The sequence below is a fragment of the Mycobacterium sp. NGS58 genome (assembly GCF_059812385.1).
Genome location: NZ_JCALCO010000033.1, coordinates 1 through 23,336, shown reverse-complemented (window position 1 = coordinate 23,336; position 23,336 = coordinate 1). Strand labels below are relative to the sequence as shown.

Below are 23,336 nucleotides of genomic sequence, written 5' to 3'. Positions count from 1 at the left end.
GCTTCGCGCAAGCGCGCACGAACGTGATGGAGGCAGCAACGTGCCACTAGCCACAGGCCAGCGGCAATCATCGGTAGCGGCCGCAGTGCCCGGGCGTAATGCTGCGCCTTGGGCCGCCGCCCCGGATGCCGCGACACAGCGGTGGCGGCGAAAAGGGTAGTAGGTGTTTATGGCTGGCTGGTGTGTCCGTCACCCTCGCGGATGAGATTGTCGAAGTCATCTTGCCACTGCGCGTGGCGGGCCCGGTTAAGGGCTGCCCGCGTGCCGGCGACCAACACGCCTGCCGCGACGGCCACGCTGAACCAGATCGCTGATGCGACCGCCACCGCCTCGTCGGAAGCGGTTTTGGGAGGTGGCCCGACATGCGAACCGTCTTCACCTATCCAGATGTCAATCGAATCACCGATGTTGACTCCTGGAGGCGCCGCGACTGCGCCGGTGTGTTCGGTCCCGGCATCAAACCATCGGGCAAGTACGGTGATTGTCGGGCCCAACGATTCGTGGTAGGCGACCTTGTGGCTGGTGACTGTGCCAGCGACCACGTGACTAGTCTTGGCTTGCTCGGCGTATTGGCGGCTGCGGGAGTCGTAGACCGCGGTGCCCACGGCGGCGGTGATCGGCACGGCAACAAGCGTGATCAACACGGCTAACACCACAACGAGTGCCTCGACTCGATCGCTCATGCGTACCAGTGGGTTGAAGCCAAATAGCTGCGCAAATCGCCACCGCGGCAAGCGCACGGCGAAGGTATCGAACGCCGCGTCTTCCTCCGACCGATGGCCCGTGGGCCGGTGACAATCGGGATGCGGGGTAGTCATCAGCTAATTCCTTATAGGCGGGTCACTATGGCTTCATTGTCGCGTGAGTGGGCCCGCCAAGTTTTGCGGAAACTCAACAATGGCGTCGCGGTGTTCTGTTGCCTTTCGACAGCGCCGATGGTTAATCATTGTCCGTGGCCGCAAGTTCGATCATCATGGCCAGCCGCTTTCTGGCGTCGTCCAATGGCAGATTGGTGATTTCGGTCATCTTGCGTAGCCGGTATCGCACCGTGTTTTCGTGTACTCCCAAACGCCGACCGGCCTGGGCCGGGTCGCCCTGGGCCTCCAGCCAGGCCCGCAACGTCGCCACGTAGTCGGTTTCGTTGGCATGGTCGTGGCGGCGCAGCTCGGCCACCGGTCCACGGTCTGGGAACCGACCTGACCGCGACGCGGTGCGCAACCGCTGCAGCAGGATTTCATCCCATGACTCGTCGTAGGCAGGAGGCGTAGGCCGGGACGTCACGTCGTGCAGTGCGAGGCACTCGTCGGCTTCGTGGCGGGCGGCGGCGAGTTCCGCCACCTCGGCCACCCCGCTGATGCCGGCCAACACGGTGGCCCGTTCGGGGAGGGCCGCTCGCAAACCGGTCACCCACCGTCGCGCCGTCGTTGCCTGGTCGGCGGGAAGCACGGTGTAGACGGTGTTGCCTGCCAAGGCGCTGCGACCTGGACGTGACCAACCGAACCCCATGGTGGCGCGCTCGAAAGCCAGCAGCAGAGCAGCATCGCGGTCCGCACCGACGAACGCTTGCAGTGCGATCACCCGCAATCGGCTATGCGGCAAGCCCAGTCTGGTGGCCATCCTGGCGGCATCAGCGCTGCCCTCCAGTAGCCGGATCACCAGTTCGGATTCGACCTGGCGCTCCAGGTCCGCGCTGGCTCGTGACCGCAGCAGGTGTAGGGCCACCGTGTGCGCGCCATCGGTCAAGGCGCTGAGAGGGGCGCCTTCCAGGGGCGCCGAGCACGCGACCCACACCGACCCGAGGAGTTCTCGTCCCGAGCGCACCGCCACCACCATGCGCCCATTCATGCCATGTTCGGCCTCCTCGGGGACGAACAGTGGATTGTCGGAGACCGCCAGGTGGGCGAAGACTCCACGGGCCTCGAACATTGCGCGCAGCTGTTCCGGTGTCTGTCGTTCCAGGATTGTCGCCACCCGCGCAGAGTCGGCGTGCTGCTGCTGCCTCGAGTACGCCAGCACGCGCAACAGCTGATCGTGTATAACTACTGCACCGCCGATGGCGTCGGCCAGGCTGTCCGCCAGCGCGAACAAATCGGTGGGACCACGGCCGGACTCTGTCTCGCGGCCCTCCAGTACCAGCCCGTAGACGACCGCCGCCACCTGACTCCAGGCCACCTTCTCGTCGACAACCATGATCGCGAGAGCTTCGGACGCACCGTCGAAAGTCACCTCGTGGCCGTCGCCGCGCAGTAGCACCACGGCGGCCCGAGCCGAGGCTGCCCAATGCACAGCTTGGGCCACCGTGCCGGCCCCGATGGCCAACAAGACATCGCCGACTACTGCGCGGTTACCCGTGGTCTCGTGGATGACGACGCTGCGCAATTCCGTCGACCGCAGCACAGATGACGACTTCAGGCGGACTCCGTAATCGCCCAACACATTCACTAAGCGGTCCAAGGTGATCACAAGCCGCTCCCCATACCATCGACCACAGCGACATTGCAGTGGCTGTTAACGAACTCTAGACACGAGACATAATCGGCGAACAGCTCTCAAGTTGATTGGTCGAAAGCTGCATTACGGATTGACGGCAAGAAACACATGCCCACCGCTCGCACCCGGACAGTATCCCGATCGCGGCGGACACGCTTATCGATCGCGTCGCCGGGCCCGACAGTTTCCAAATGGCCCCTGCCGGCGCCCTGGGACAACGCCTGCGAATCAGCACCGCCCTCCCGCGAGGGCCGCTTGATACGCCCCAGCAGCCGAATCACTTGAGTTTTCCGGTGTGCAGTTAACCATTTGTCGGACTACGCATTTGGCCGGGCCCGGACGCCGTCCACCGCGAGTGCACCAGTGGCCGTGCTGTGAGAGGGTCATTGCGCGCTATCCGAGTTTGACGGCCACTCACATTCGCCCGTACGCAACGGCCATGATTAGGCCCAACACCGCGAACATGATAAACACCATCGCCGCCGGGTCGATTAGTTCGAACATCATGCGATCACCACTGCGTCGGCAGGGCCGCCAGCCATGCACGATTGAACGGCTGGTGAATGCCAACAAGCGACGTATGTGGTTGTGGCACAACATGTGCAGGCGCGTCGCGATGGATGCGGCTCATGCAACCGCCGCCGGTGTTCTCGGGTCATACCTTTAAGCCGGCCGTGTGAACGCCGTAAGGCACGGCTTGGAGCAGGGTGACGGTCAGAGTCGCGCCACCGGGCAGGGTGTAGGTGCGTCGTTCGCCGGGGCGTGCGCCTGCGATCGCGGCTCCTAGCGGTGATTGGTTGGAGTAGACCTCCATGTCGCCGTATTCGGCGCCCCGCACACCTAGTAGGAAGGTTTCGGTGTCGCCGGTGTCGTCGTAGCGGATGGCCAAAACCATGCCGGGTTCGGCGATCCCGTCGTCGGGTGGGTCCTCACCGACGACGGCGTTGATCAACCAGTCATGAATCCGTTGGATCCGTGCCTGCCAGGCGCGTTGGACGGCGGTGGCGTTGTCGTCCGACTCACCGTCAGCGGCTGCGCTGGTATGCAACACCCGAAGGGTGGCCAGTTCCCTTTGTAGTCGCTCGTAGGCTTGCGGCGAGATCCACACGGGTTGCGTGGTGGTCATATTTGTTCCTTTCATTAACGTGTAATGGATTTACGTCGCGAGGCCTGCCTAGCACGACGCGATGTCGTCGGCCCGGTTAGTTTCCGGACGCTTTCTGTTGGCGCGGGGCGCTTTTCGCCAAGCGCATTTCATAGGGCACGGCCTCGAGCAGCGTCACCAGCCGTCCTGTCTCGTTGGGGAGCGAGTAGATGCGCTGGTCGCCGGGGCGGGCGCCGGCGATCGCGCGGCCCAGCGGCGATGCCATTGAGTAGACGTTGATGTCGGCGTCGACCGCGCCACGCCTGTCGAGCAGAAAGGTTTCGGTCTCACCCGTGCGCTCGTAGCGGATCGTCACAACCATGCCGGGTTCGGCGATGGGGTCGCCGGCGAGGTTCTCACCGACGACCGCTTTGGTCAACAGGTTTTGAATCGCGCGGATACGTTTTTGTAGCGCAATGCGATTCGCGTCGTACTCCATGAAGTCGTCAGGAACTTCAAAGATGAGCCGTGACCGCAACGCGTTAAGCTTGTTCCGCAGTCGGTTGTACTGCTGTCCTGTCATCCGAATGGGTTCGGTGCTGGTCATTTCGAGTGGTGTCCTTTCGTTGTCGAGGGAGTGTCGCCAGGGGCGGGCCAAAGCAGGCAGCCGCCACTGACGACTCGGAGGCCCTCGGCGGGCCAAGTTCCGGCGCGGTTGGAGCCGCGGCTATCGCGAGGTGTCAGCGTCCGCTTCGGCGCAGCGGATCGAACTCGCGCAGGGCTTGCGGTTGCTTGCCGGTGGTGATCTGTTCGGCCAACAGCCGACCCGTCACCGGGCCGTGCGCCAATCCCCACATGCCGTGTCCACCGGCCACATAGACCCCAGGTGACACCTCACCGATCAGTGGGCGACCGTCGGGGGTGACCGGGTGCGCACCCACCCACATGTCGCTACGCTCGGCCCAGCGCACACCATCCAGCAGGGGACTGGCCGAGGCGACGATGGCCTCCACCCGTGCCGGTATGACTAATCGGTGCGGGTGGCCGAATTCCATGGTGGCCGATACACGCATGGCGCCCTTATAGGGCGTGCACGCCACCCGCAGGTCCGGCAGGTAGATCGGGGTCGGCAGCGGGCGGTCCACGGGCACGGTAAACGAGTAGCCATGACCGGCCTGCACCGGGACGCGCAGCCAGCGGCCCGCCAGCTGCGGTAATCGTGCGCCGGTGGCAATTACCACGGCGTCGGCGGTCAGCGGCGTGCCGCGGCGCGGGTGCACCGCCACGCCGATGCCAGAGCCGAGGACGTCGCGGATTTCCAGCCTGCGCATCGTGGCGCCGCGGTTGACCACTGAGTGGCCCAGGGCCTCCACAAATCGGCGTGGGTCGACGAAGCGCTGGGCGTTGATGTCGAGCCCGGTGGTGATCACCGGCGATGCCAGGGGTACTTGCTCGCGTAACGCCTCGCCCGACAATGCGGTGACATACATTGCCTGGCCTGCCTTTTCGAGCTCGTGGAGCTTTGCTAGCATGCGTTCCGCTTCTTTGGTGCTGCGAAACAGCGCGGTGATCGGTGCGTCGGTCACCGGCGCGTCGACCCCATTGGCGATGAGCACGTCGAAGGTTTCGATGCAGTCTTCGTTGAGGGGCATGTTGGCCCGTATCGCCCGCTTCCACGACGATCGTCGACAGTTGGCGGCGAACTGCGTCAGGAAGACCCTGAGTCCAGCGTCGGCGGGTAACGGGAACTGCAAGGGGACGGTCGGATCGCGCAGCGCACGCGGCCCGCGGCGCAGCACCTCCGGGCAGTTCAGCGGAAAGGTCAGCCCCGGGGCGATCCACCCGGAGTTGCCCCAGGAGGCGCCAGCGGCCACGCCGGTGCGGTCCACCACCGTGACCTCGACCCCGCGTTCCTGTAAGAACCACGCCGTCGACAACCCGACGATGCCCGCACCGACGACGATCACCGACCGTGGTCCGCCGTCAATCCGCTCGACGCCGACCATCACACACCTCCGCAGCTGAACTTTGGTTGTCAATTCCCATGGTGGTGTGAACGGAGGCGGCAGCGTTTGCCAAAACCGGCCAACACCGCGGCGGCCGATTGTCGCCACCCGACAATGCTGCTTGTGATCGTGACCTTGGATGCCGATACCGCGGCGCGATCTCGGCAACATCGGCGAAAGCGCCTAACGCAAACTGCGCGGTGCGCGCTTGATCGGCGGCCTGAACGTCACCGGGTGGGCGTTGGCGACCGACTCTTTCAACCCGACATCAATCTCGAAAGCACGCGACCGGGCGCGCCGGTGTCGACCACGAGCAGCAGCCGCCCAAATCACCGTGGAAGCATTGATCGGCCACGAACCACAGGCTGGGGGCGCACTCGTTGTGCAGCGATACACGGCAAGGCACGCGGCCCGCTGGCGCCCTGATGATTGGCCGTGTCGCTACCCAACCGCGCAGACTAGTGAGTCTCTGCGGGGATTGGGATTGGTCATTGTTTAAGGCCTGCTGGTGTGCCCGTCGCCCTCGCCGACCAGTTGGTCGAAGTCGCGTTGCCACCGGGTATGGCGGGACACTCCGACGCCTCTGTTCAGAAGGACCATCGGGTTCGCGGCGCCCGTATTGGCCTGTTCATCCACCGCGGGGTTGTGTCTGGCTGGTGGGGCGAGTTGCGCCCACCACGGCCTGGCTAGAGCGAGGTCGGCGGCCGACGTGGGATTCGCTGCGCATGCGTTCGACCATGTGAGGGTAGTGCAGCTGGAAGGCGGGCCTCTCGGAACGGATGCGGGGAAGTTCAGTGAAGTTGTGCCGCGGCGGGGGGCAGGTGGTGGCCCATTCCAGGGAGTTTCCATATCCCCAGGGATCGTCGACGACAACAACTTCGCCGTAGCGGTAGCTCTTGAATATGTTCCAGACGAACGGCAGCAGGGACGCGCCCAGGATGAACGCCCCGATCGTCGAGACAACATTGAGCGGCTGGAATCCGTCGGTGGGTAGGTAATCGGCGTAACGCCGCGGCATGCCTTGGTTGCCGAGCCAGTGCTGGACCAAGAAGGTGGTGTGAAAGCCGATGAACGTCAGCCAGAAGTGCAGCTTGCCCAGGCGCTCGTCGAGCAGCCGGCCGGTCATCTTGGGGAACCAGAAATAGATGCCGGCATAGGTGGCGAACACAATCGTGCCGAACAGCACGTAGTGGAAGTGGGCGACCAGGAAGTAGGTGTCGGTGACGTGGAAGTCGATCGGCGGGCTAGCCAGCATCACGCCTGACAGGCCGCCCAGCAGGAATGTGACCATGAAGCCGAATGAGAACAGCATGGGTGTTTCGAAGGTCAGTTGACCGTGCCACATGGTGCCGATCCAGTTGAAGAACTTGATGCCGGTTGGGATGGCGATCAGATACGACATGAAGCTGAAGAACGGCAGCAGGACGGCGCCGGTGGCGAACATGTGGTGGGCCCAGACCGCGGTGGACAACGCGGCGATGCTCATGGTGGCGTAGACCATGGTGGTGTAGCCGAAGACCGGTTTGCGGGAAGATACCGGGATGATTTCGGTGACGATGCCGAAGAATGGGATCGCGACGATGTAGACCTCGGGGTGACCAAAGAACCAGAACAGGTGCTGCCACAGGATGACTCCGCCGTTGGCCGGGTCGTAGATGTGGGCGCCCAGATGTCGGTCGGCCGCCAGCCCGAGTAGCGCGGCGGTCAGCAGCGGGAATGCGATCAGCATCATGATCGTGGTGATGAGGATGTTCCAGGTGAAGATCGGCATCCTGAACATGGTCATGCCGGGGGCGCGCATGCAGACCACGGTGGTGATCATGTTGACGGCCCCCAGGATGGTGCCCAACCCGGCGATGGCCAGACCCATGATCCACAGATCGCCGCCGGCGCCGGGCGAATGTACGGCGCTGCTCAGTGGTGTGTAGGCCGTCCAGCCGAAATCCGCTGCACCCCCGGGGGTGAGGAAACCGGACACCGTAATCAGTGCGCCGAACAGGTAGAGCCAATAGCTGAGCGCGTTGAGCCGCGGGAACGCAACGTCTGGTGCGCCGATCTGCAGCGGCAGAATGCAATTGGCGAAGCCGAACACTATCGGGGTTGCATACAGCAGCAGCATGATCGTGCCGTGCATGGTGAACAACTGGTTGTACTGCTCGTTGGACAAGAACTGCAAACCCGGTGCGGCAAGCTCGGTCCGCATCAACAAGGCCATCAACCCGCCGAGCATGAAGAACCCGATCGACGTAGCGGTGTACATCATGCCGAGCAGCTTGGGGTCGGTGGTCGTCACCAACCGGTAGATGAACGTGCCCTTCAGTCCACGACGCTGCGGGAACGGCCGGGTGGGAATCAGTTCGGCGACGGTGCTCACAGCGCGTCCTCACTGTGCGTCGCGAACACGAGCTCGTCCGTGGCAGCCAGATCCGGCCTTCCCGGCAGGCCATGCCCGCTCAGGCGGGGTCCCACGAACGAATTCCGCTTTCTGGGCGTCAAGCCCACCCGCGATGTCGGTGTCGGATCGGACATCTTGTGGTGGCGATCCTGCGAAGCCGTATTCGGCCGGGTAAATCGGGATGCACGCCGGTGCCCGGCATGCCGATCCGGGTATCGCAATCCCATAGGCCATGAGCCGCTCATCCTTACCGACCTCGTTTAGAGGATTTTAGTCCTTTAATAAGGCACCATAGTCCTCCAATCCGGGTTTCGGCCAGATGTGCGGATATGACCGGGCCTAAGCCAATCTGCGCTGCGGTCGGCGGCCTAGGCTCGGCAGATAAGTCGGAACCGGCGTCGCACAAAATCAGCACTGTCGCCCTCGGTCGCGCCGCGCTTTGCGGGCCTGACATTGCGGTCATGGACGTTTGGGGCCAATAGGCAGATGTGTTGGTTTCCGCTGCCAGCAAGTAATCAGGCCGCGCCGCAGTTAAAGTTCGTGCAACGTACCGTGAGTACCGAGCATCCCGCGTCGTTCGCCCTACGCAAGTCGCGATAGGCCTGCGGGTCAGCGACGAACAGCTGGACCGAATCCGCGTTGGTAGCCAGATATCGGCCAACACTTCCGCGGACGATGGCGGACTCGATTTGCACACCGGGATACAACGGTGTCCACCGAGCGATGCGACGATCCAGTTGCGCTCGCGCCAAACGATTTCGGTCGCCGACGTCGTCGGGCCGCTCGGTGCCGGATACCGAGATTGCCCGCAGAGGCGCTCCCCGCAGTCTCGCCTCCTCGAGGGCATGTCGCAGCACTACACCGTTGTGCACGTCGACAACAATCGTCCCGACCCGCGTGGTTGCTGGCCCGCCCACCGGCCGCCGGATCACCGCCACCGGACACGGCGCCAGCGCGGCCAGGCCCGCCGCCACGGAACCCACGCCATTACAGGCGTGCTTGAGCCCGATTGACCCAACACAGACCATCGCCGCCCACAGCGATTGCTCGATCAGTGCGGCAAGCGGCTTTCCCAGAGGATCTCGGTTTCGATCTTGACCGGTTTCCCGTTGGCCTCGATGGCGCGCCGCACCTCGTACAAGGCCGCGCGGGCAGAAGCGTCTTGAACGGTGTCGGCATGAGCGCCGGACATGCCAACCGGACCGATGACGGATACAAGGCGTAGCGGGATGTCCCGGCTGACCGCTTCGTCGACCGCCCATAGGGCCGCGTGTGTCGCCGTGCGTGATCCGTCGACACCGACGACGACGGGTCGGGCGAGGTGGTCGACGTCGGCGCGGCCAACGACTGTCATCGCGACGGGTTGCGCTGCAACGGTTTGCAGGTGAACGTCCCGCGAGCGTGGGATCCAGCTATCGATGCGCACGTCGCCCGGGAGAACCGCGTCGACCGTCACTCCCAACCCTCCTCCCCTTAAGAAGTTCCGCTAATATAGATGAATATTATCATTTAAATATGCTGATTGGACGGTGTGAGTGAGCGAGGAGACAGATCCTGTGGCCGGCTCGCGCGCGCAACGAGATCGCCTGCCGCGCAACCGGCGACGCGACCGAAGTGCTTCAGATGTGCGTGCGCACGATGGTGCGGTTGGGCCTATTGATTGCGTTGGCCCTTCAACCTCGCCGCGGAGGTGATCATGTTGGACGCCCTAGCAGTTGACCGGGCGCGGGTGGATCTGGCGACCCGCGCAGATGTGGAGGCGTTGCTGCGCCGCTTCTATGGTCAGGTACTCGTCGACGACATCCTTGCTGAGCCGTTCGCGGAGATCCGGGTGCACGGCCTCGAATCGCACCTTCCGGTCATGTGCGACTTTTGGCAGACGGTGCTGTTCCGCGCTGGGCTCTATGGGGGCAGCGCGATACGCGCTCACCAGCCCGTCCATGATCGGCATGTGCTCACCGCCCGTCACTTCCTGCGCTGGCTCAAACTTTGGAACAGCACCATCGACCAGATGTATCAGGGCCCAGTTGCCGAGCACGCGAAAATCCAGGCGACCAGAATCGCCCGGGCAATGCACCGCCGGCTAACGGGACACGCCTCAGAGGAACTCGACGTTCTTGTCCAACAGCGAATCTGACCGCCGACCGTGCAGGTACTGCGAGCGGTCAGGACGGGTCCATGCACCGGGAGAGGCCAGCCTCGGCGATCACGTCGTCCATCCCGCGTCGCGCGTCAGCACGGTCGCGCCCTCGGCGGACCGGCGCTGCCCTCGACAGAGCGCCGGCACGGAGCCGCGGAACAGGGCGCCTAGCTAGCCGCGGCCCCGACGTCAGTTATGCCGTCCTTCGCGAGACAGACGCCCTGGCGAGGCAGAGTTCGGGTTCGACGAAGGGCTCGAGTCTGGCGGACATCGGCTGGCCATCGGCAGGTTCGGCCTTGGTGAGCAGGCCGTGCAGCAAGCCCAGGTGTAATCCGCATGCCACTTCGGGGTGCGCTCGGGCCAGATCCCGTACCGGGCAGGCGTGCAGCCGGATGATCCGCTCCCGCCCGACGATCTGATCGCTATCAGCCGACAGCGATGACGATGGTTCTGACGCCGCAGCCAGTTCGGGGACGAAACCCATCCGTTCGAAGACCCCAGTTGCGATCTCGGCTCCTCGATCGAGCGGGTCACCCACCTGCGCGGTATCCGTAACATCCTGGCCGGCAACGGCTTCACCTGGTGAGCTCACCGTGATTCGGTCGGCCCATTGCTGTCCGGCGTGCTGGGCACGCCGAGCGCGTTCTTCCACGGTCTGTCCCAGTTCCATCGCGAGAACCTCCGCGAGTACCCGATAGCCCAGGCGCTCCTCGACGGCGCGGTATCCGGTGCGGGGGCGTCCCACACCGGCCCGGTTCATGCGGGTGCGCACGATCGTTCCCTCTTCGCACAACCCATCCAGATGGAAACGCACTGTGGTGACGTGCAATCCGATGCGCGAGGCAAGCTCGACCGCATCCACCGCACCGTCGTGCTCACGCACCATCTGGAGCACTCGTTCACGTTGCCGGTTGCGCGGCAGGCGATCTCCTCGCCTACGCGGCCCGGCCACCGTGTCTGTTTGCTTGCCCACTCGCGCCCTTCCATTCCATAGATTTAGTGGATATGCTTCCTTTATATTAGCAAACGCCTACATAATCGGCGACAATGACTGCGCTATAGGCGAGAGGTAAAGAAATGGGAAATACCCGCGCGGTGCAGGTGCGCCGCGTGTACGACCACCGGATGCGCGGCGACGGCACCCGGGTGCTGGTGGACCGGATCTGGCCACGAGGGATGACTAACAAAAAGGCGGATTTGAACGAGTGGTGCAAGCAGATCGCACCCTCCAACGAGCTGCGTAAGTGGTACAGCCACGATCCAGAACGCTTCCAGGAGTTCACTCGCCGCTACGAGGTGGAGCTAACCGAACCTGCGCGGGCCGAAGCCCTGGCGCACTTACGCCAACTAGCAAGTGAGGGACCACTGACACTGCTCACGGCGAGCAAGGCCGTTGACATCAGCGAGGCCGTCGTGCTCGCTGCGCTGCTGCATTGACCTTCGATGCCGCCGCAGCTCTCGCGGGCCAGGGCCTTGTCCTGACCCCCGGGCGCCAAACGACCCGGCCCCACGACAGCAGCCGCCGCGGCCGAGCCCTCGCCCGCAGGCCGAGAGTGCATCGGCAAGCCCGAAAAGCAGCCCGAAGCGCCCGTCAAGGGACAGGGCTTCCCCTCAGGTGCCAAACGATCCGGCGCGTCAAAAGGGCCGCTCCGCCGGCGCAACACCGGCCGGACGTCGACGTCAAGAGGGGCGCCCACCGGGCCGCGGCGACACCGAACTCCTTTCATCGCACCATCCACCCCGTGAATCACCCGATACCGCAAGCGGTGGCACAGGAGCCGAGCATGACCACAATCGCAGACATCCGCATCATCGCCTTAACCGGCCACGGCGCCACACATGTGAGCTCGGCTCGATCGCGATGATCAACCATCCGTCGTTCACGATTGAGCCCTGGTGCCTGCGCGCGACAGAGCTCGACATCGAGGCGCTTGCGCAGATCGAATCGGTTTTCGCGCTGTCGAATGGGCATATCGGCTGGCGTGGAAACCTCGACGAGGGCGAACCTCACGGGTTGCCTGGCAGCTATCTCAACGGAGTTCACGAGCTGCGAACGCTGCCATATGCCGAGCCGGGCTACGGCTACCCGGAATCCGGGCAGACGATCATCAATGTCACCAACGGCAAGGTGATCCGCCTGCTGGTCGACGACGAACCGTTCGACGTCACCTACGGCCGGGTGGACGCTCACGAGTGGTGCCTCGACTTTCGCGACGGCGTTCTGCATCGCCGCACCGACTGGACATCCCCGGCCGGTTGCGCGATACGAGTGTCCTCGACCCGGCTGGTGTCGCTGGTGCACCGGTCGATCGGTGCGATCCGCTATCAGGTCGAGACCCTCGACCGTCGGGTGCGTGTGGTGGTGCAGTCCGAATTGGTCGCCAACGAAGCCTTGCCGGCACCGGCTGCCGACCCCCGGGCTGGACCGGCGGACACGGCGCCGCTGATCGGCGAAAAGCACGCGGCCAAGGGTGCCCGCGTCGGGCTGGTCCATTCCACCGAGCGCAGTGAGCTGCGCATTGCCGCTGTGATGGACCATCTGGTTGATGGACCCGCCGGCACCGTAGTGGAGTCCGAAAGCTTCCCGGATCTGGGCCGGGTGACGTTCACCGCCGACCTCGAACCCGGGCAGCGGCTACGCCTGGACAAGTTCGTGGCCTACGGATGGTCAGGAAGCCGATCATTGCCCGCGGTGTGGGATCAGGCCGACGCGGCACTGGCCGGCGCACGACAGACCGGGTGGGTCGCTTTGCATGCTGCACAGCGCGGCTACCTCGACGAGTTCTGGGCTCACGGCGACGTCGAGGTCGATGGGGATCCCGAGATTCAGCAGGCGGTGCGGTTTTCCCTGTTCCACGTGCTACAGGCCGGTGCGCGCGCCGAGGGCCGAGCGATCTCCGCGAAAGGACTCACTGGCCCCGGCTACAACGGACACAGCTTCTGGGACACCGAAGCATACGTGCTGCCGGTACTGACCCAGGTCGCCCCTGATGCCGCCGCCCACGCGCTGCGCTGGCGCCACTCCACCCTCCCAATGGCCACCGCGCGCGCCGCGCAGCTCGGGCTGGCCGGTGCGGCCTTCCCGTGGCGCACCATCCACGGCGAAGAATGCTCCAGCTACTGGCCCGCGGGCACGGATGCATTTCATATCAACGCCGACATCGCCGACGCGGTAATCCGCTACCTCGACACCACCGGGGACCAAAGCTTCGAACGTGAGGTCGGCGTCGAACTCCTGTCCGAAACTGCCCGACTGTGGACCTCGCTGGGCCACCACGACACCGACGGCCACTTTCGCATCGACGGAGTTACCGGCCCTGACGAGTACAGCGCCGTCGTGGACAACAACGTCTACACCAACCTGATGGCGCAACAGAACCTACGCGCGGCCGCCGACGCCGCCGGACGGCACCCCGACATCGCCCGCAACCTCGGCATCGACGATGAGGAAACCGCCGCCTGGCGAGACGCCGCCGAGGCTATGTACGTCCCTTACGATGAGGCGCTGGGCGTGCACCCACAGGCCGACGGCTTCACCGCCCACCAAATCTGGGACTTCGCCACCACCACAGCCGACCAATATCCGCTGCTGCTGCACTACCCGTATTTCGACCTATATCGCAAACAGGTGGTCAAACAGGCCGACCTGGTTTTGGCCATGCACCTCCGCAGCGATGCGTTCACCGCGCAGCAGAAGGCCCGTAACTTCGCCTACTACGAACGGCTAACCGTCCGCGACTCGTCGCTGTCCGCGTGCACTCAGGCGGTCATCGCCGCCGAGGTCGGGCACACGGCCCTGGCCTACGACTACCTCGCCGAGGCCGCTCTCATGGACCTCGACGACTTCGAGCACAACACCGGCGACGGCCTGCATATGGCTGCGCTTGCCGGCAACTGGATCGCCCTGATCGCCGGGCTGGGCGGGATGCGACAACAAAACGGCTCCCTCACGTTCGCGCCCCGGTTGCCCGACGCGTTGACCCGGCTCGCCTTCACCATCGTGATGCGCGGACGCCGCCTTGGCGTCGAGATCACAGCGACTAGCGCGACCTACACACTGCACGCGGGTGAACCGCTGCTCACCGCCCACCACGGACAGTCGATCACCGTGACCCGCGGCGACCCGATCATCCGACCGATCACCAGGCCATCGATAACACCCCCGCGCCCGACACAGCCACCCGGCCGCGCCCCTGTCGCGCGCCGGCGACCGCGGCCACGGTCGTCAGCCCGGCTTTAGGACGCGAGGCTGTTTCGCGAACGTTTCCACCGTTGCTTTCGTGGCCTCTTGGATTGTGGCAGAAAGGGTTTGGCCGCCAACCAAAACAGCGTAGCGGGGCTAAAAGGAGTTGTTCTCCAAGGCGTCGGCTGCCGGACGTGGTGGGCCGCCCAGTCACCTGTCGCCCCGGGACGGACCGCGGTCACCGTCTACTGATCAAGCGGGTGGTGCGCAGCTTGGTGAGGATCACCTTGTATCAGTTGGCCTGCAGCGAGGAGTGCACGAGAACACCGTGCGCTACAGGCTGCGCAAGATGGCCGAGGTCACCAACCCGGGGTCGCAACGACGTCACAAAGAGGCTCGCCATGATGATCGAACTCGCGGCTACCAACACCAAGTAAACGATTTCGCGCTGTCGAAACGCGACAAAGCGCGGCGGTGCCATTGTCCCGCTGCGGCAAGCCCTCCGGCGGCATCCACACCACCATGGAGATTGCAGAGCCAAACGTTGAGGCGTGGACGTGGGTGATGTTGCCCGGCCAGAGTGTCAGTCTCCTCGTTCGCCTCACGACCCTTTCATCGGAGCTATTTAACTGATAAAATTACTTTATATTAGCGGGCCCTGGCCCGAGGTTGAGGTAGAGACATGAAAGTTAGCGATAAGTGCGTTCGACCTATCCCAACGAGCAGTTCTGGCCTGGTCACCCCCTCAGTCCTCAAGGCCCGGGGGCCGCTGATGTCCTCACCAACCCCGCGAGTTCAAGTTTCACCGGTTCGTACATCCGCGGTCTCGAGCCTGCGCCTGCGCTTGAAGCCTCCCGATCAGCGCTTCGGATCCGTGCAGGGCGGCTGGTGGCCGCGCTCGACTCAACTGACCACCGAACTTCCGCTGCTGCTCGCTGCCCTGTGGTCGCGACTCGGACGCTTCGACCGGGTTGTGTACGACCAGAACGCTTGGGCGCCAGCACCTTTGCATCTCAGATTCAGGAGCGGTGAGGTGGTCCTCGACGGCTCTGCTGATCGGTCGATCAACACAATATCGTTGATCAGAAAAGGCGCCCAAAGCCTTGTCCTCCTGGTTGTCCCCCCATGCACCAATCCCACCCGCGCATACACGGCTGTGATGACAGCGGCGAAACCCGACGATGTGTCGACAGCCGACGAACTGCTAGGGATCGGCAAGCAGGCGGCCGAGGATCGCCGTGTCGCACTGATGGCGCAGCAGCGCTGGGAATCAGACGGTGCATTGCGCCGGCGGCGATATCAGCCCGTCGGATCGGCCGAGACAGCGGAAGCTCAGCAGGTGCGGAATGCTCAGTGACCACAAACTCCATCTCCTAGGCCAAATCGAGCGAAGGCTTCGCTGGGTCAGCCCAGAATTGGCTCCGTTCTTCAGCGCCATGGAAACACCGCCAGCGAAGAGTCGCCGCAAGCGTGCTCGGGCAAGAATGTTGGTGGTGGCAGCGATGTTTGCCGGTGTGGCCCTACTAGGACCCCGCATGCTCACCGAGGCGGAAGTCAAGACCCGGAGGAGCCCGCCGATGCCGCGGACATCGCCGCCCGTTACCACCGTCGCTCTCCCGAAGAGCTGCTTTGCAAGTCCCGCCGCCGCGGTCAGTTCCTCGGTTGCCGTCGCTCTGTTCCTTGGTCCCCCAAGAACTATCGCAACGCCGTCATGCGGAGGCCGACGCAAGGGGAACGTAGACAGCCGGTTGCTCGATTGGGGACCCCGGCACGTCCACGCGGTAAGTCGAGTGGCGTGACGTTTCACCACAACTAGCAGCCCGAACTCCCAACGCGGCCAGCGACGAGATCCGGGCGGAACTGGAGAAGGTCATGATCGCCCTCTACGCGGTGGGTGCCATCGTTTGCCTCGGGATTCTTTTGCTCGCAGCCAACATTCGCGTCGTCAAACAATTCGAACGCGGCGTCGTCTTTCGATTCGGGCGTGTGCAAGCCGGTGTGCGCGGGCCGGGGCTCACGATGCTGATGCCGATCGCTGATCACCTTGAGAAGGTGAACATGCAGATCATCACGATGCCGGTGCCGGCTCAGGACGGCATCACCCGAGACAATGTCACAGTACGGGTGGATGCAGTCATCTATTTCAACGTCGCCGACCCGGTGCGCGTGGCGGTCGACGTGCAGGACTATGTTGCGGCAATTGGCCAGGTGGCGCAGACATCATTGCGTTCAATAATCGGCAAGAGCGACCTGGACGACCTGCTGTCCAACCGCGAGCATCTCAATCAGGGCCTGGAATTGATGATCGACAGCCCCGCGCTGGGCTGGGGTGTACAGATCGACCGCGTCGAAATCAAGGATGTGGTACTGCCGGATTCGATGAAGCGCTCGATGTCACGCCAAGCCGAGGCCGAGCGTGAACGACGCGCCCGGATCATCACCGCCGACGGCGAATTGCAAGCTTCGCAAAAGCTGGCGCAGGCCGCCGAGGTCATGGCCGATCATCCTGCCGCGCTGCAACTGCGGCTTCTGCAAACCGTCGTGGAGGTCGCCGCGGAGAAGAACTCCACCCTGGTACTTCCCTTCCCCGTCGAACTGTTGCGGTTTTTGGAGCGAGCAACACCGCAGGCTTTCGATCGCCGGGACACGCCAGCGGCCAGCGCTGCAGGCCCCGGCGTCGCGAACGGCGAAACACCCTGCTTGGCTTCGCCACAGATCCCGGACGACACCCGCGGACTCGAACTCAACACCCTGATCGAGGATCAGCCATTTCAGTTGAACCAGTAACATCCGAACGCCAGCATCCGGTGTGCAATGCGGAAGATCGCTCGAGAGGCGGTCGCACCACGCATCGACCAAACCCCTGCGGACGCGATCACCACGGCATCAACTGCCAGGCGGTGACCTAGCCATGAACACCCCAACAATGTCGGGCGCGGACCGGGAACAAGGTAGGCGGACCTTCGCCGCCGCAGCGCGCTTCACCGGATTGGTCGTTGTGGTTGCGCTGCTGGTGCTGGGGCTGGGACTGGTGTGGGTGAGTGCTTGCAAGTCGGGGGCCGGCGACCAGGCGCTCGCACACTGTGATCGTTTGCAGCGCAATGCGGTTGGGATCGGCTCTCCGCTGATCCTGCTGCTCGGCGGCATCGGGGCGTTCGTCCGAACGTACCGGATCTGGCGGGCCGGCGGCCGCTGGTGGATCTGGCAGGGCGCCGGCTGGTTCCTGCTGATGCTCATGCTGGTCGAGTTGACGATGACTGCGCCGGTGGCGCTCGGCTAGGCCCAGGTATGGACGAGCGCGGGTTGATCACCGTCGGGCACGGCACATTAGGGCGTGCGGAGCTGGCCGCTTTGCTGCACGGCGCCGCTGTGGCTGCGCTGGTCGATGTGCGGAGCGCTCCGGGCAGCCGCCGCAATCCGGACGTAACCCGTGAGGTGCTCCAATGCTGGCTCCCCGCAGCCGGTATCGAGTACCGCTGGGAGAAGCAGCTCGGCGGCTGGCGCAAGGTGGCGGCCGACTCGCCGGACATAATTTGGCGGAATACCTCCTTCCGGGCGTATGCGGGCTACATGCGCGACCCGAGTTTCGTCGCCGCGATCGACGCTGTACTGACGGACACCGTGCACGCGCGGACCGCCATTATGTGCAGTGAGACCCTGTGGTGGCGTTGTCACCGCCGCCTGATCGCGGACTTCGCTGTCCTCGCCCGCCGTGTGCACGTGCAGCACCTGATGCACGACGGGCGACTCGTCCCTCACGTCCCGACGCTCGGAGCACGGTTGCGAGCCGATGGATTGTTGGTTTACGACAAAATCTCGACGAGTCCTCCGATAGTCGGACGACGACCGTGAATACGTCCCGGCCTATCGTCGAGTTACGAGGTCAACGCGCTACTGACGCTGCGTCTTTCGCTCCTGCCGGTAACGCCCGAAAAGGATCGGAGAAAGGCATGCCGGATTCGATGTATCAGCCCACCACCCCCGAGGTCTCTGCCCGCCGTAAGGCGCTCGCACCCGAGATTCACGAGGCGTTCGAACGGTTCAGCAGCGCAGTCTTCTCTGAGGGAGCCCTGCCGGATAAGACCAAACAACTTATCGCGGTTGCGGTCGCACACGTCACGCAATGCCCGTTCTGCATCAGCGGCCACACGAAACTGGCTGGCCGCAAGGGCGCGAGCCCCGAGGAGATCATGGAAGCCATCTGGGTGGCAGCCGAGATGCGGGCCGGCGGCGCGTTCGCCCACGCCACCTTGGCGATTAACGCGATGGACCGGGACGCCCATCGGCATAGGACTGAGAGCGAGAAATGATGAACGCCAACAGTTTTGAATCAAGAGCAACCCTGGCAGTCGACGATCTAAGCTACGGTATCCACCGCCTCGACGCGTTCGATACCGCCGGTCGCCTTCCCTACAGCCTGAAGGTGCTGTTGGAGAATCTGCTGCGGAACGAGGACGGCCGTCTGGTCACCGCCGAGCAGATCTCGGCGCTTGCTGGATGGGCGCCCACCGAAGTCAGCGACACCGAGATCCAGTTCACGCCCGCCAGGGTGCTGATGCAGGATTTCACCGGCGTTCCGTGTGTGGTCGACCTGGTTGCGATGCGGGAGGCGATGACGGCTCTGGGCGGTGATCCCGGCAAGATCAACCCGCTGGTGCCAACGGAACTGGTGATCGATCATTCGGTGATCGCAGACGTCTTCGGCCACCCGGACGCGTCCCGAATCAACGCCGACCTCGAGTTCAGCCGGAACAAAGAGCGCTACCAATTGCTTCGATGGGCCCAGCAGGCATTCGACGACTTCCAGGTGGTCCCGCCTGATACCGGAATCTGTCATCAGGTGAACCTGGAATACCTTGCCCGCGTGGTGTTTACCCGGAAGACATCCGACGGTCTGCTTGCATATCCGGACACGCTCGTGGGCACCGACTCGCACACTCCGATGGTCAACGGGCTCGGAGTGCTGGGTTGGGGGGTCGGCGGTATCGAGGCGGAGGCGGCCATGCTCGGACAGCCGATGAGCATGCTGATCCCCCAGGTACTCGGGTTCAAGCTGACCGGCGCGCTGGCCGAGGGGGCCACCGCCACCGACCTGGTCCTTACGATCGCCGAGTTGCTGCGCAAGACCGGCGTCGTCGGCAAGTTTGTGGAGTTTTACGGCCCAGGCGTGGCGAACGTACCGCTGGCCAATCGGGCCACGATCGGCAATATGAGCCCCGAATACGGTTCGACCTGTGCGATTTTCCCCATCGACGAAGAAACCCTGACCTATCTGCGATTGACCGGACGCCGCGAACAGCAGATCCGTCTCGTGGAGGCCTACGCCAAAGAACAGGGCATGTGGCATGTCCCCGAGCACGAACCGCTCTACAGTCAGCGACTGGAACTGGACCTGGCCACGGTCGAACCGTCGATCGCGGGGCCCAAGCGTCCCCAGGACCGGATCCCGTTGGCTACAGCATCGCAGACGGTCGGATCGCTGTTGGCCGGCGCGACACAGTCGGCCGCCCTGGGTGCGCTGGACAAGGCATCTGCCGCCTCATTCCCCGCCAGTGATCCGATTGCGATCGACCGTGATAGCGGATCCAGCGGCCTGGCCACTGCGTGCGAGTACAGCGAGCAGCATGCCCGGCCGTCGAATCCGGCGCAGGTGAGTCTCGACGACGGTGTCGAGGTGACGGTGGACCATGGCCATGTGGTCATCGCGGCCATCACGTCGTGCACCAACACCTCGAATCCGTCGGTGATGATCGGTGCCGGACTTCTCGCCAAAAAAGCCGTCGAGCTGGGCCTGACCAGCAAACCGTGGGTAAAGACCTCGTTGGCGCCCGGGTCGCGAGTGGTCACCGACTACTACGACCGAGCCGGGCTGACCCCATATCTGGAGAAACTGGGCTTCGCGTTGGTCGGCTACGGTTGCACCACCTGCATCGGCAACTCCGGTCCGCTGATCCCGCAGGTTTCCGACGCGGTCACCGGAAAGGACCTGACAGTCTGCTCGGTGCTGTCGGGAAACCGCAACTTCGAGGGCCGCATCCATCCCGAATGCAAGATGAACTTCCTGACTTCCCCGCCTCTGGTCGTCGCCTATGCGCTGGCCGGCACCATGCTCGTCGACATATTGCATGATCCACTGGGCATCAGCACAAATGGGCAACCCGTGTATTTGCGCGACATCTGGCCAAGCACTCAAGAAATCGAGAAGGTCATCGCCGAGTGCGTGCACTCGGAGATGTACACCCGTGGCTATGCCGACGTGTATGCCGGTGACGACAACTGGCGCAGCCTCGACAGCTCCAGCGCGCAGACGTTCGCCTGGGACCATTCCTCCACCTATGTTCGCCGCCCACCGTACTTCGACGGCATGCGCGCCGACCCGGATCCGGTGAGTGACATCAGCGGAGCGCGAGTACTTGCGGTGTTGGGTGATTCGGTGACCACCGACCACATCTCGCCGGCTGGGGCGATCAAGACGGATTCACCGGCCGGCGCCTACCTGCAAGAGCATCAGGTGGTGCGAAAAGACTTCAACTCCTACGGTTCCCGGCGCGGCAACCACGAGGTGATGATTCGCGGCACCTTCGCCAACATCCGGCTGCGCAACCTGCTGGCGCCGGGCACCGAGGGAGGGTTCACCCGGCACCTTCCGGTCGGCGAGGCGATGTCCATCTTCGCCGCCGCCACCCGTTACGCCGCCGAACGGGTGCCGCTGATCATCCTCGCCGGCGCCGAATACGGATCGGGATCTTCACGCGACTGGGCGGCGAAGGGCACACTGCTGCTTGGCGTCAAGGCGGTACTGGCGACCTCCTTTGAACGAATCCACCGTTCCAACCTGATCGGCATGTGCGTGCTGCCACTGCAATTCGCGCCGGGGCAGTCAGCCCAGAGTCTCGGGCTCACCGGTGAGGAGGTGTACTCCATCAGCGGTCTCACCGCCAACGGAGAATCGGGGCCCCTACCACACCAGGTCAACGTGCGAGCCAAGATAGGCTCACGTGCAACGGAATTCGACGCCATCGTGCGGATCGACACCCCGGCCGAGGCTGCGTACTACCGCCACGGAGGAATCCTGCAATACGTCCTGCGGCAACTGCTCGCCCAAAACTCGAAATAGTAACGAAAGAGCGGTGTGCCGGCTGAGAGCCCTGCTGATGGAATCGACGCAAGGAGTTGTTATGTCATTACTAACGATCGGTGACCAGTTCCCGTCCTACCAGCTCACTGCATTGGTCGGCGGGGATCTGTCCAAGGTCGACGCCCACCAACCCGGTGACTATTTCAGCACCATTTCTAGCGACGACTATCCGGGCAGGTGGCGCGTGGTGTTCTTCTGGCCAAAGGACTTCACTTTCGTGTGCCCCACGGAGATCGCCGCGTTCGCCAAGTTGCACGACGAGTTCGAAGATCGTGACGCTCAGATCCTGGGCGTGTCGGTGGACAGCGAGTTCGTGCACTTCCAATGGCGCGCACGCAATGAAGACCTCAAAACGGTGCCATTTCCGATGCTTTCGGATATCAAGCGAGAACTGGCCCAAGGCACCGGGGCGCTTAACGCTCAGGGGGTCGCCGACCGCGTCACCTTCATCGTCGATCCCAATAACGAGATCCAATTTGTCTCGGTGACCGCTGGATCGGTGGGACGAAATGTCGATGAGGTGCTGCGGGTGCTCGACGCGCTGCAGTCCGACGAACTGTGTGCGTGCAACTGGCGCAAAGGTGACCCGACCCTAGACGCCGGCGAGCTGCTCAAAGAGTCGGCGTAATGGGCATGGCGAGGTGATCGCCTCACCGCGACGGTGTTGGCATCCGCTCCGCGGATCACGAGATCGTCATCGCCGGCTGGCAGTCGACGTGCACGCGGCGCCACCCTAGGCCGGCTCGCAGACCACCACCGGAATCACCCGGTCGGTCCACGATTGGAATCTGGCCCACCGCGGATTCAGCGCAACCAGTTGGGGCCACAGTTGAGCCCGTTCCGCGTCATCGACGATCCGCGCGCACATGGTGTGGATCTCCGACCGGATCTGCACACGCACCTGGGGGTTCGCACGCAGGTTGAGCAACCACAGTGGGTGTGTGGGGAGGCCGCCCTGTGCGGCCACCAGGACTACCCGGGCACCGTCGCGCATGTATACCAGTGCACTCGTTCGCGGTAACCCGCTCTTGCGGCCTGTGGTGGTCAACAGGCACACCGGCAAGCCCAGCTCTCGCCCCCCGACGCGTCCACCGGTGACTCGATAGATCGTTACGTTGGACTTGGAATACCATTTCACGAGGCGCGGAGCGGTCAAGTCCAGAGACGTGGTGTACGACGTCGTCGTGTGATTCTTCGTGGTGATGGTTCAGGCGGTCAGTGCCGCGGGGGTGCCCTCCTGTTCTGTGGGGTTGTCGGTAGTGAGCCGGGATTTGCTGAGCACATCGAGGCCCAGATAGCGCCGTGATTCGGCCCATTCGTCGTGCTGTTCGGCCAGCACGGCGCCGACGAGGCGGATTAGGGCGTCGCGGTCGGGGAAGATCCCGACGACGTCGGTGCGCCGACGGATCTCCTTGTTGAGCCGCTCCTGGGGATTGTTGGACCAGATCTGGCGCCAGATCTGCTTGGGGAACGCGGTGAACGCCAGCAGGTCCGCACGGGCGTTCTCCAGGTGGTCGGCGACCTTGGGTAGCTTGTCCGATAATGCATCAACGATGCGATCGTATTGGGCGGCAACGGAATCTGCGTCAGGCTGGTCGTAAACCGAGTGCAGCAGGGTGCGTACCCACGGCCAGGACGACTTCGGGGTGAGGGCCATCAGGTTGGTCGCGTAATGGGTGCGGCACCGCTGCCAGGACGCGCCGGGCAAGGTCGCCCCGATGGCTGCCAGCAGCCCTGCGTGCGCATCGGAGGTGACCAGCCGGACACCGGACAGACCGCGTGCGGTCAGCGACCGCAGGAACGTCAACCATCCGGCGCCGTCCTCGGCGGTGGTGGCGTCGATGCCCAGGATTTCGCGGTGGCCCTCGGCGTTGACGCCGACCGCGATCAGGGCGTGCAC

The 23,336-nt window shown here is 63.9% G+C and carries 20 protein-coding genes and 1 pseudogene; 11 read left to right on the top strand and 10 right to left on the bottom strand.

The genetic code is table 11. The annotated features are described in order from the left end of the window. Positions 1-167: 167 nt before the first annotated feature. The 7 genes and pseudogenes from AC5Y4H_RS23765 to AC5Y4H_RS23735 form a co-directional block, all read right to left on the bottom strand. Positions 168-818, bottom strand: a complete 651-nt coding sequence (locus AC5Y4H_RS23765; protein WP_499985873.1) for an Rv1733c family protein — start codon at positions 816-818, stop codon at positions 168-170. 121 nt (positions 819-939) lie between these two features. Next, a complete protein-coding gene (locus AC5Y4H_RS23760) occupies positions 940-2,463 on the bottom strand; it encodes a PucR family transcriptional regulator (protein WP_499985869.1) in 1,524 nt (507 codons plus the stop codon). A gap of 682 nt (positions 2,464-3,145) precedes the next feature. Next, positions 3,146-3,616, bottom strand: a complete 471-nt coding sequence (locus tag AC5Y4H_RS23755; protein WP_499985865.1) for a GreA/GreB family elongation factor — start codon at positions 3,614-3,616, stop codon at positions 3,146-3,148. A 76-nt stretch (positions 3,617-3,692) separates the two neighbouring features. Further along, the gene (locus AC5Y4H_RS23750; RefSeq protein ID WP_499985861.1) at positions 3,693-4,181 is read right to left on the bottom strand and encodes a GreA/GreB family elongation factor; all 489 of its coding nucleotides are present in this window, start codon (positions 4,179-4,181) and stop codon (positions 3,693-3,695) included. A 133-nt stretch (positions 4,182-4,314) separates the two neighbouring features. Then, positions 4,315-5,580 carry an NAD(P)/FAD-dependent oxidoreductase gene (locus tag AC5Y4H_RS23745; RefSeq protein ID WP_499985858.1) on the bottom strand — a complete coding sequence of 422 codons (1,266 nt, stop codon included), beginning with the start codon at positions 5,578-5,580 and terminating at the stop codon, positions 4,315-4,317. 628 nt (positions 5,581-6,208) lie between these two features. After that, positions 6,209-7,954, bottom strand: a complete 1,746-nt coding sequence (gene ctaD, locus AC5Y4H_RS23740) for an aa3-type cytochrome oxidase subunit I (RefSeq protein WP_499985855.1) — start codon at positions 7,952-7,954, stop codon at positions 6,209-6,211. A 536-nt stretch (positions 7,955-8,490) separates the two neighbouring features. After that, positions 8,491-9,329 (bottom strand): annotated as a pseudogene (locus AC5Y4H_RS23735) (universal stress protein). A 342-nt stretch (positions 9,330-9,671) separates the two neighbouring features. On the opposite strand from AC5Y4H_RS23735, the gene AC5Y4H_RS23730 reads away from it, so the two are divergent. Further along, positions 9,672-10,112, top strand: coding sequence for a group III truncated hemoglobin (locus tag AC5Y4H_RS23730; protein WP_499985853.1), 441 nt, complete (start codon positions 9,672-9,674; stop codon positions 10,110-10,112). 196 nt (positions 10,113-10,308) lie between these two features. Here AC5Y4H_RS23730 and AC5Y4H_RS23725 read toward each other — a convergent pair whose 3' ends face one another. After that, complete coding sequence (locus AC5Y4H_RS23725) at positions 10,309-11,001, bottom strand: helix-turn-helix transcriptional regulator (protein ID WP_499985929.1); 693 nt, start codon at positions 10,999-11,001, stop codon at positions 10,309-10,311. Between the two features lie 191 nt (positions 11,002-11,192). On the opposite strand from AC5Y4H_RS23725, the gene AC5Y4H_RS23720 reads away from it, so the two are divergent. The 10 genes from AC5Y4H_RS23720 to AC5Y4H_RS23675 all read left to right on the top strand — a co-directional run bounded on the left by AC5Y4H_RS23720 (position 11,193) and on the right by AC5Y4H_RS23675 (position 22,064). After that, positions 11,193-11,552, top strand: coding sequence for a DUF488 domain-containing protein (locus AC5Y4H_RS23720; RefSeq protein ID WP_499985851.1), 360 nt, complete (start codon positions 11,193-11,195; stop codon positions 11,550-11,552). 424 nt (positions 11,553-11,976) lie between these two features. Then, positions 11,977-14,355, top strand: a complete 2,379-nt coding sequence (locus AC5Y4H_RS23715; protein ID WP_499985849.1) for a glycoside hydrolase family 65 protein — start codon at positions 11,977-11,979, stop codon at positions 14,353-14,355. A 787-nt stretch (positions 14,356-15,142) separates the two neighbouring features. Beyond that, a complete protein-coding gene (locus tag AC5Y4H_RS23710; protein WP_499985847.1) occupies positions 15,143-15,655 on the top strand; it encodes a DUF5994 family protein in 513 nt (170 codons plus the stop codon). Further along, positions 15,645-16,097 (top strand): DUF3040 domain-containing protein, encoded by a 453-nt coding sequence (locus AC5Y4H_RS23705; protein ID WP_499985845.1) that lies wholly within the window; start codon positions 15,645-15,647, stop codon positions 16,095-16,097. The genes AC5Y4H_RS23710 and AC5Y4H_RS23705 overlap by 11 nt, the downstream gene beginning before the upstream one ends. A gap of 73 nt (positions 16,098-16,170) precedes the next feature. Further along, positions 16,171-17,085, top strand: coding sequence for a slipin family protein (locus AC5Y4H_RS23700; protein ID WP_499985843.1), 915 nt, complete (start codon positions 16,171-16,173; stop codon positions 17,083-17,085). A gap of 124 nt (positions 17,086-17,209) precedes the next feature. Next, positions 17,210-17,578 carry a hypothetical protein gene (locus AC5Y4H_RS23695; protein WP_499985841.1) on the top strand — a complete coding sequence of 123 codons (369 nt, stop codon included), beginning with the start codon at positions 17,210-17,212 and terminating at the stop codon, positions 17,576-17,578. Between the two features lie 8 nt (positions 17,579-17,586). Beyond that, entirely contained in the window at positions 17,587-18,150 is a 564-nt protein-coding gene (locus tag AC5Y4H_RS23690; RefSeq protein WP_499985839.1) for a DUF488 domain-containing protein, read from the top strand. 98 nt (positions 18,151-18,248) lie between these two features. Further along, positions 18,249-18,608 carry a carboxymuconolactone decarboxylase family protein gene (locus AC5Y4H_RS23685; protein WP_499985836.1) on the top strand — a complete coding sequence of 120 codons (360 nt, stop codon included), beginning with the start codon at positions 18,249-18,251 and terminating at the stop codon, positions 18,606-18,608. Then, positions 18,608-21,415, top strand: a complete 2,808-nt coding sequence (locus AC5Y4H_RS23680) for an aconitate hydratase (protein WP_499985927.1) — start codon at positions 18,608-18,610, stop codon at positions 21,413-21,415. The genes AC5Y4H_RS23685 and AC5Y4H_RS23680 overlap by 1 nt, the downstream gene beginning before the upstream one ends. Positions 21,416-21,476: 61 nt before the next feature. Continuing rightward, the gene (locus AC5Y4H_RS23675; protein WP_499985834.1) at positions 21,477-22,064 is read left to right on the top strand and encodes a peroxiredoxin; all 588 of its coding nucleotides are present in this window, start codon (positions 21,477-21,479) and stop codon (positions 22,062-22,064) included. Positions 22,065-22,169: 105 nt separating this feature from the next. Here AC5Y4H_RS23675 and AC5Y4H_RS23670 read toward each other — a convergent pair whose 3' ends face one another. Next, positions 22,170-22,598, bottom strand: a complete 429-nt coding sequence (locus AC5Y4H_RS23670) for a nitroreductase family deazaflavin-dependent oxidoreductase (protein WP_499985925.1) — start codon at positions 22,596-22,598, stop codon at positions 22,170-22,172. Between the two features lie 45 nt (positions 22,599-22,643). Continuing rightward, positions 22,644-23,336, bottom strand: a 693-nt coding sequence (locus AC5Y4H_RS23665; protein ID WP_499985832.1) for an IS256 family transposase, incomplete at its 5' end; no start/stop codon positions are given.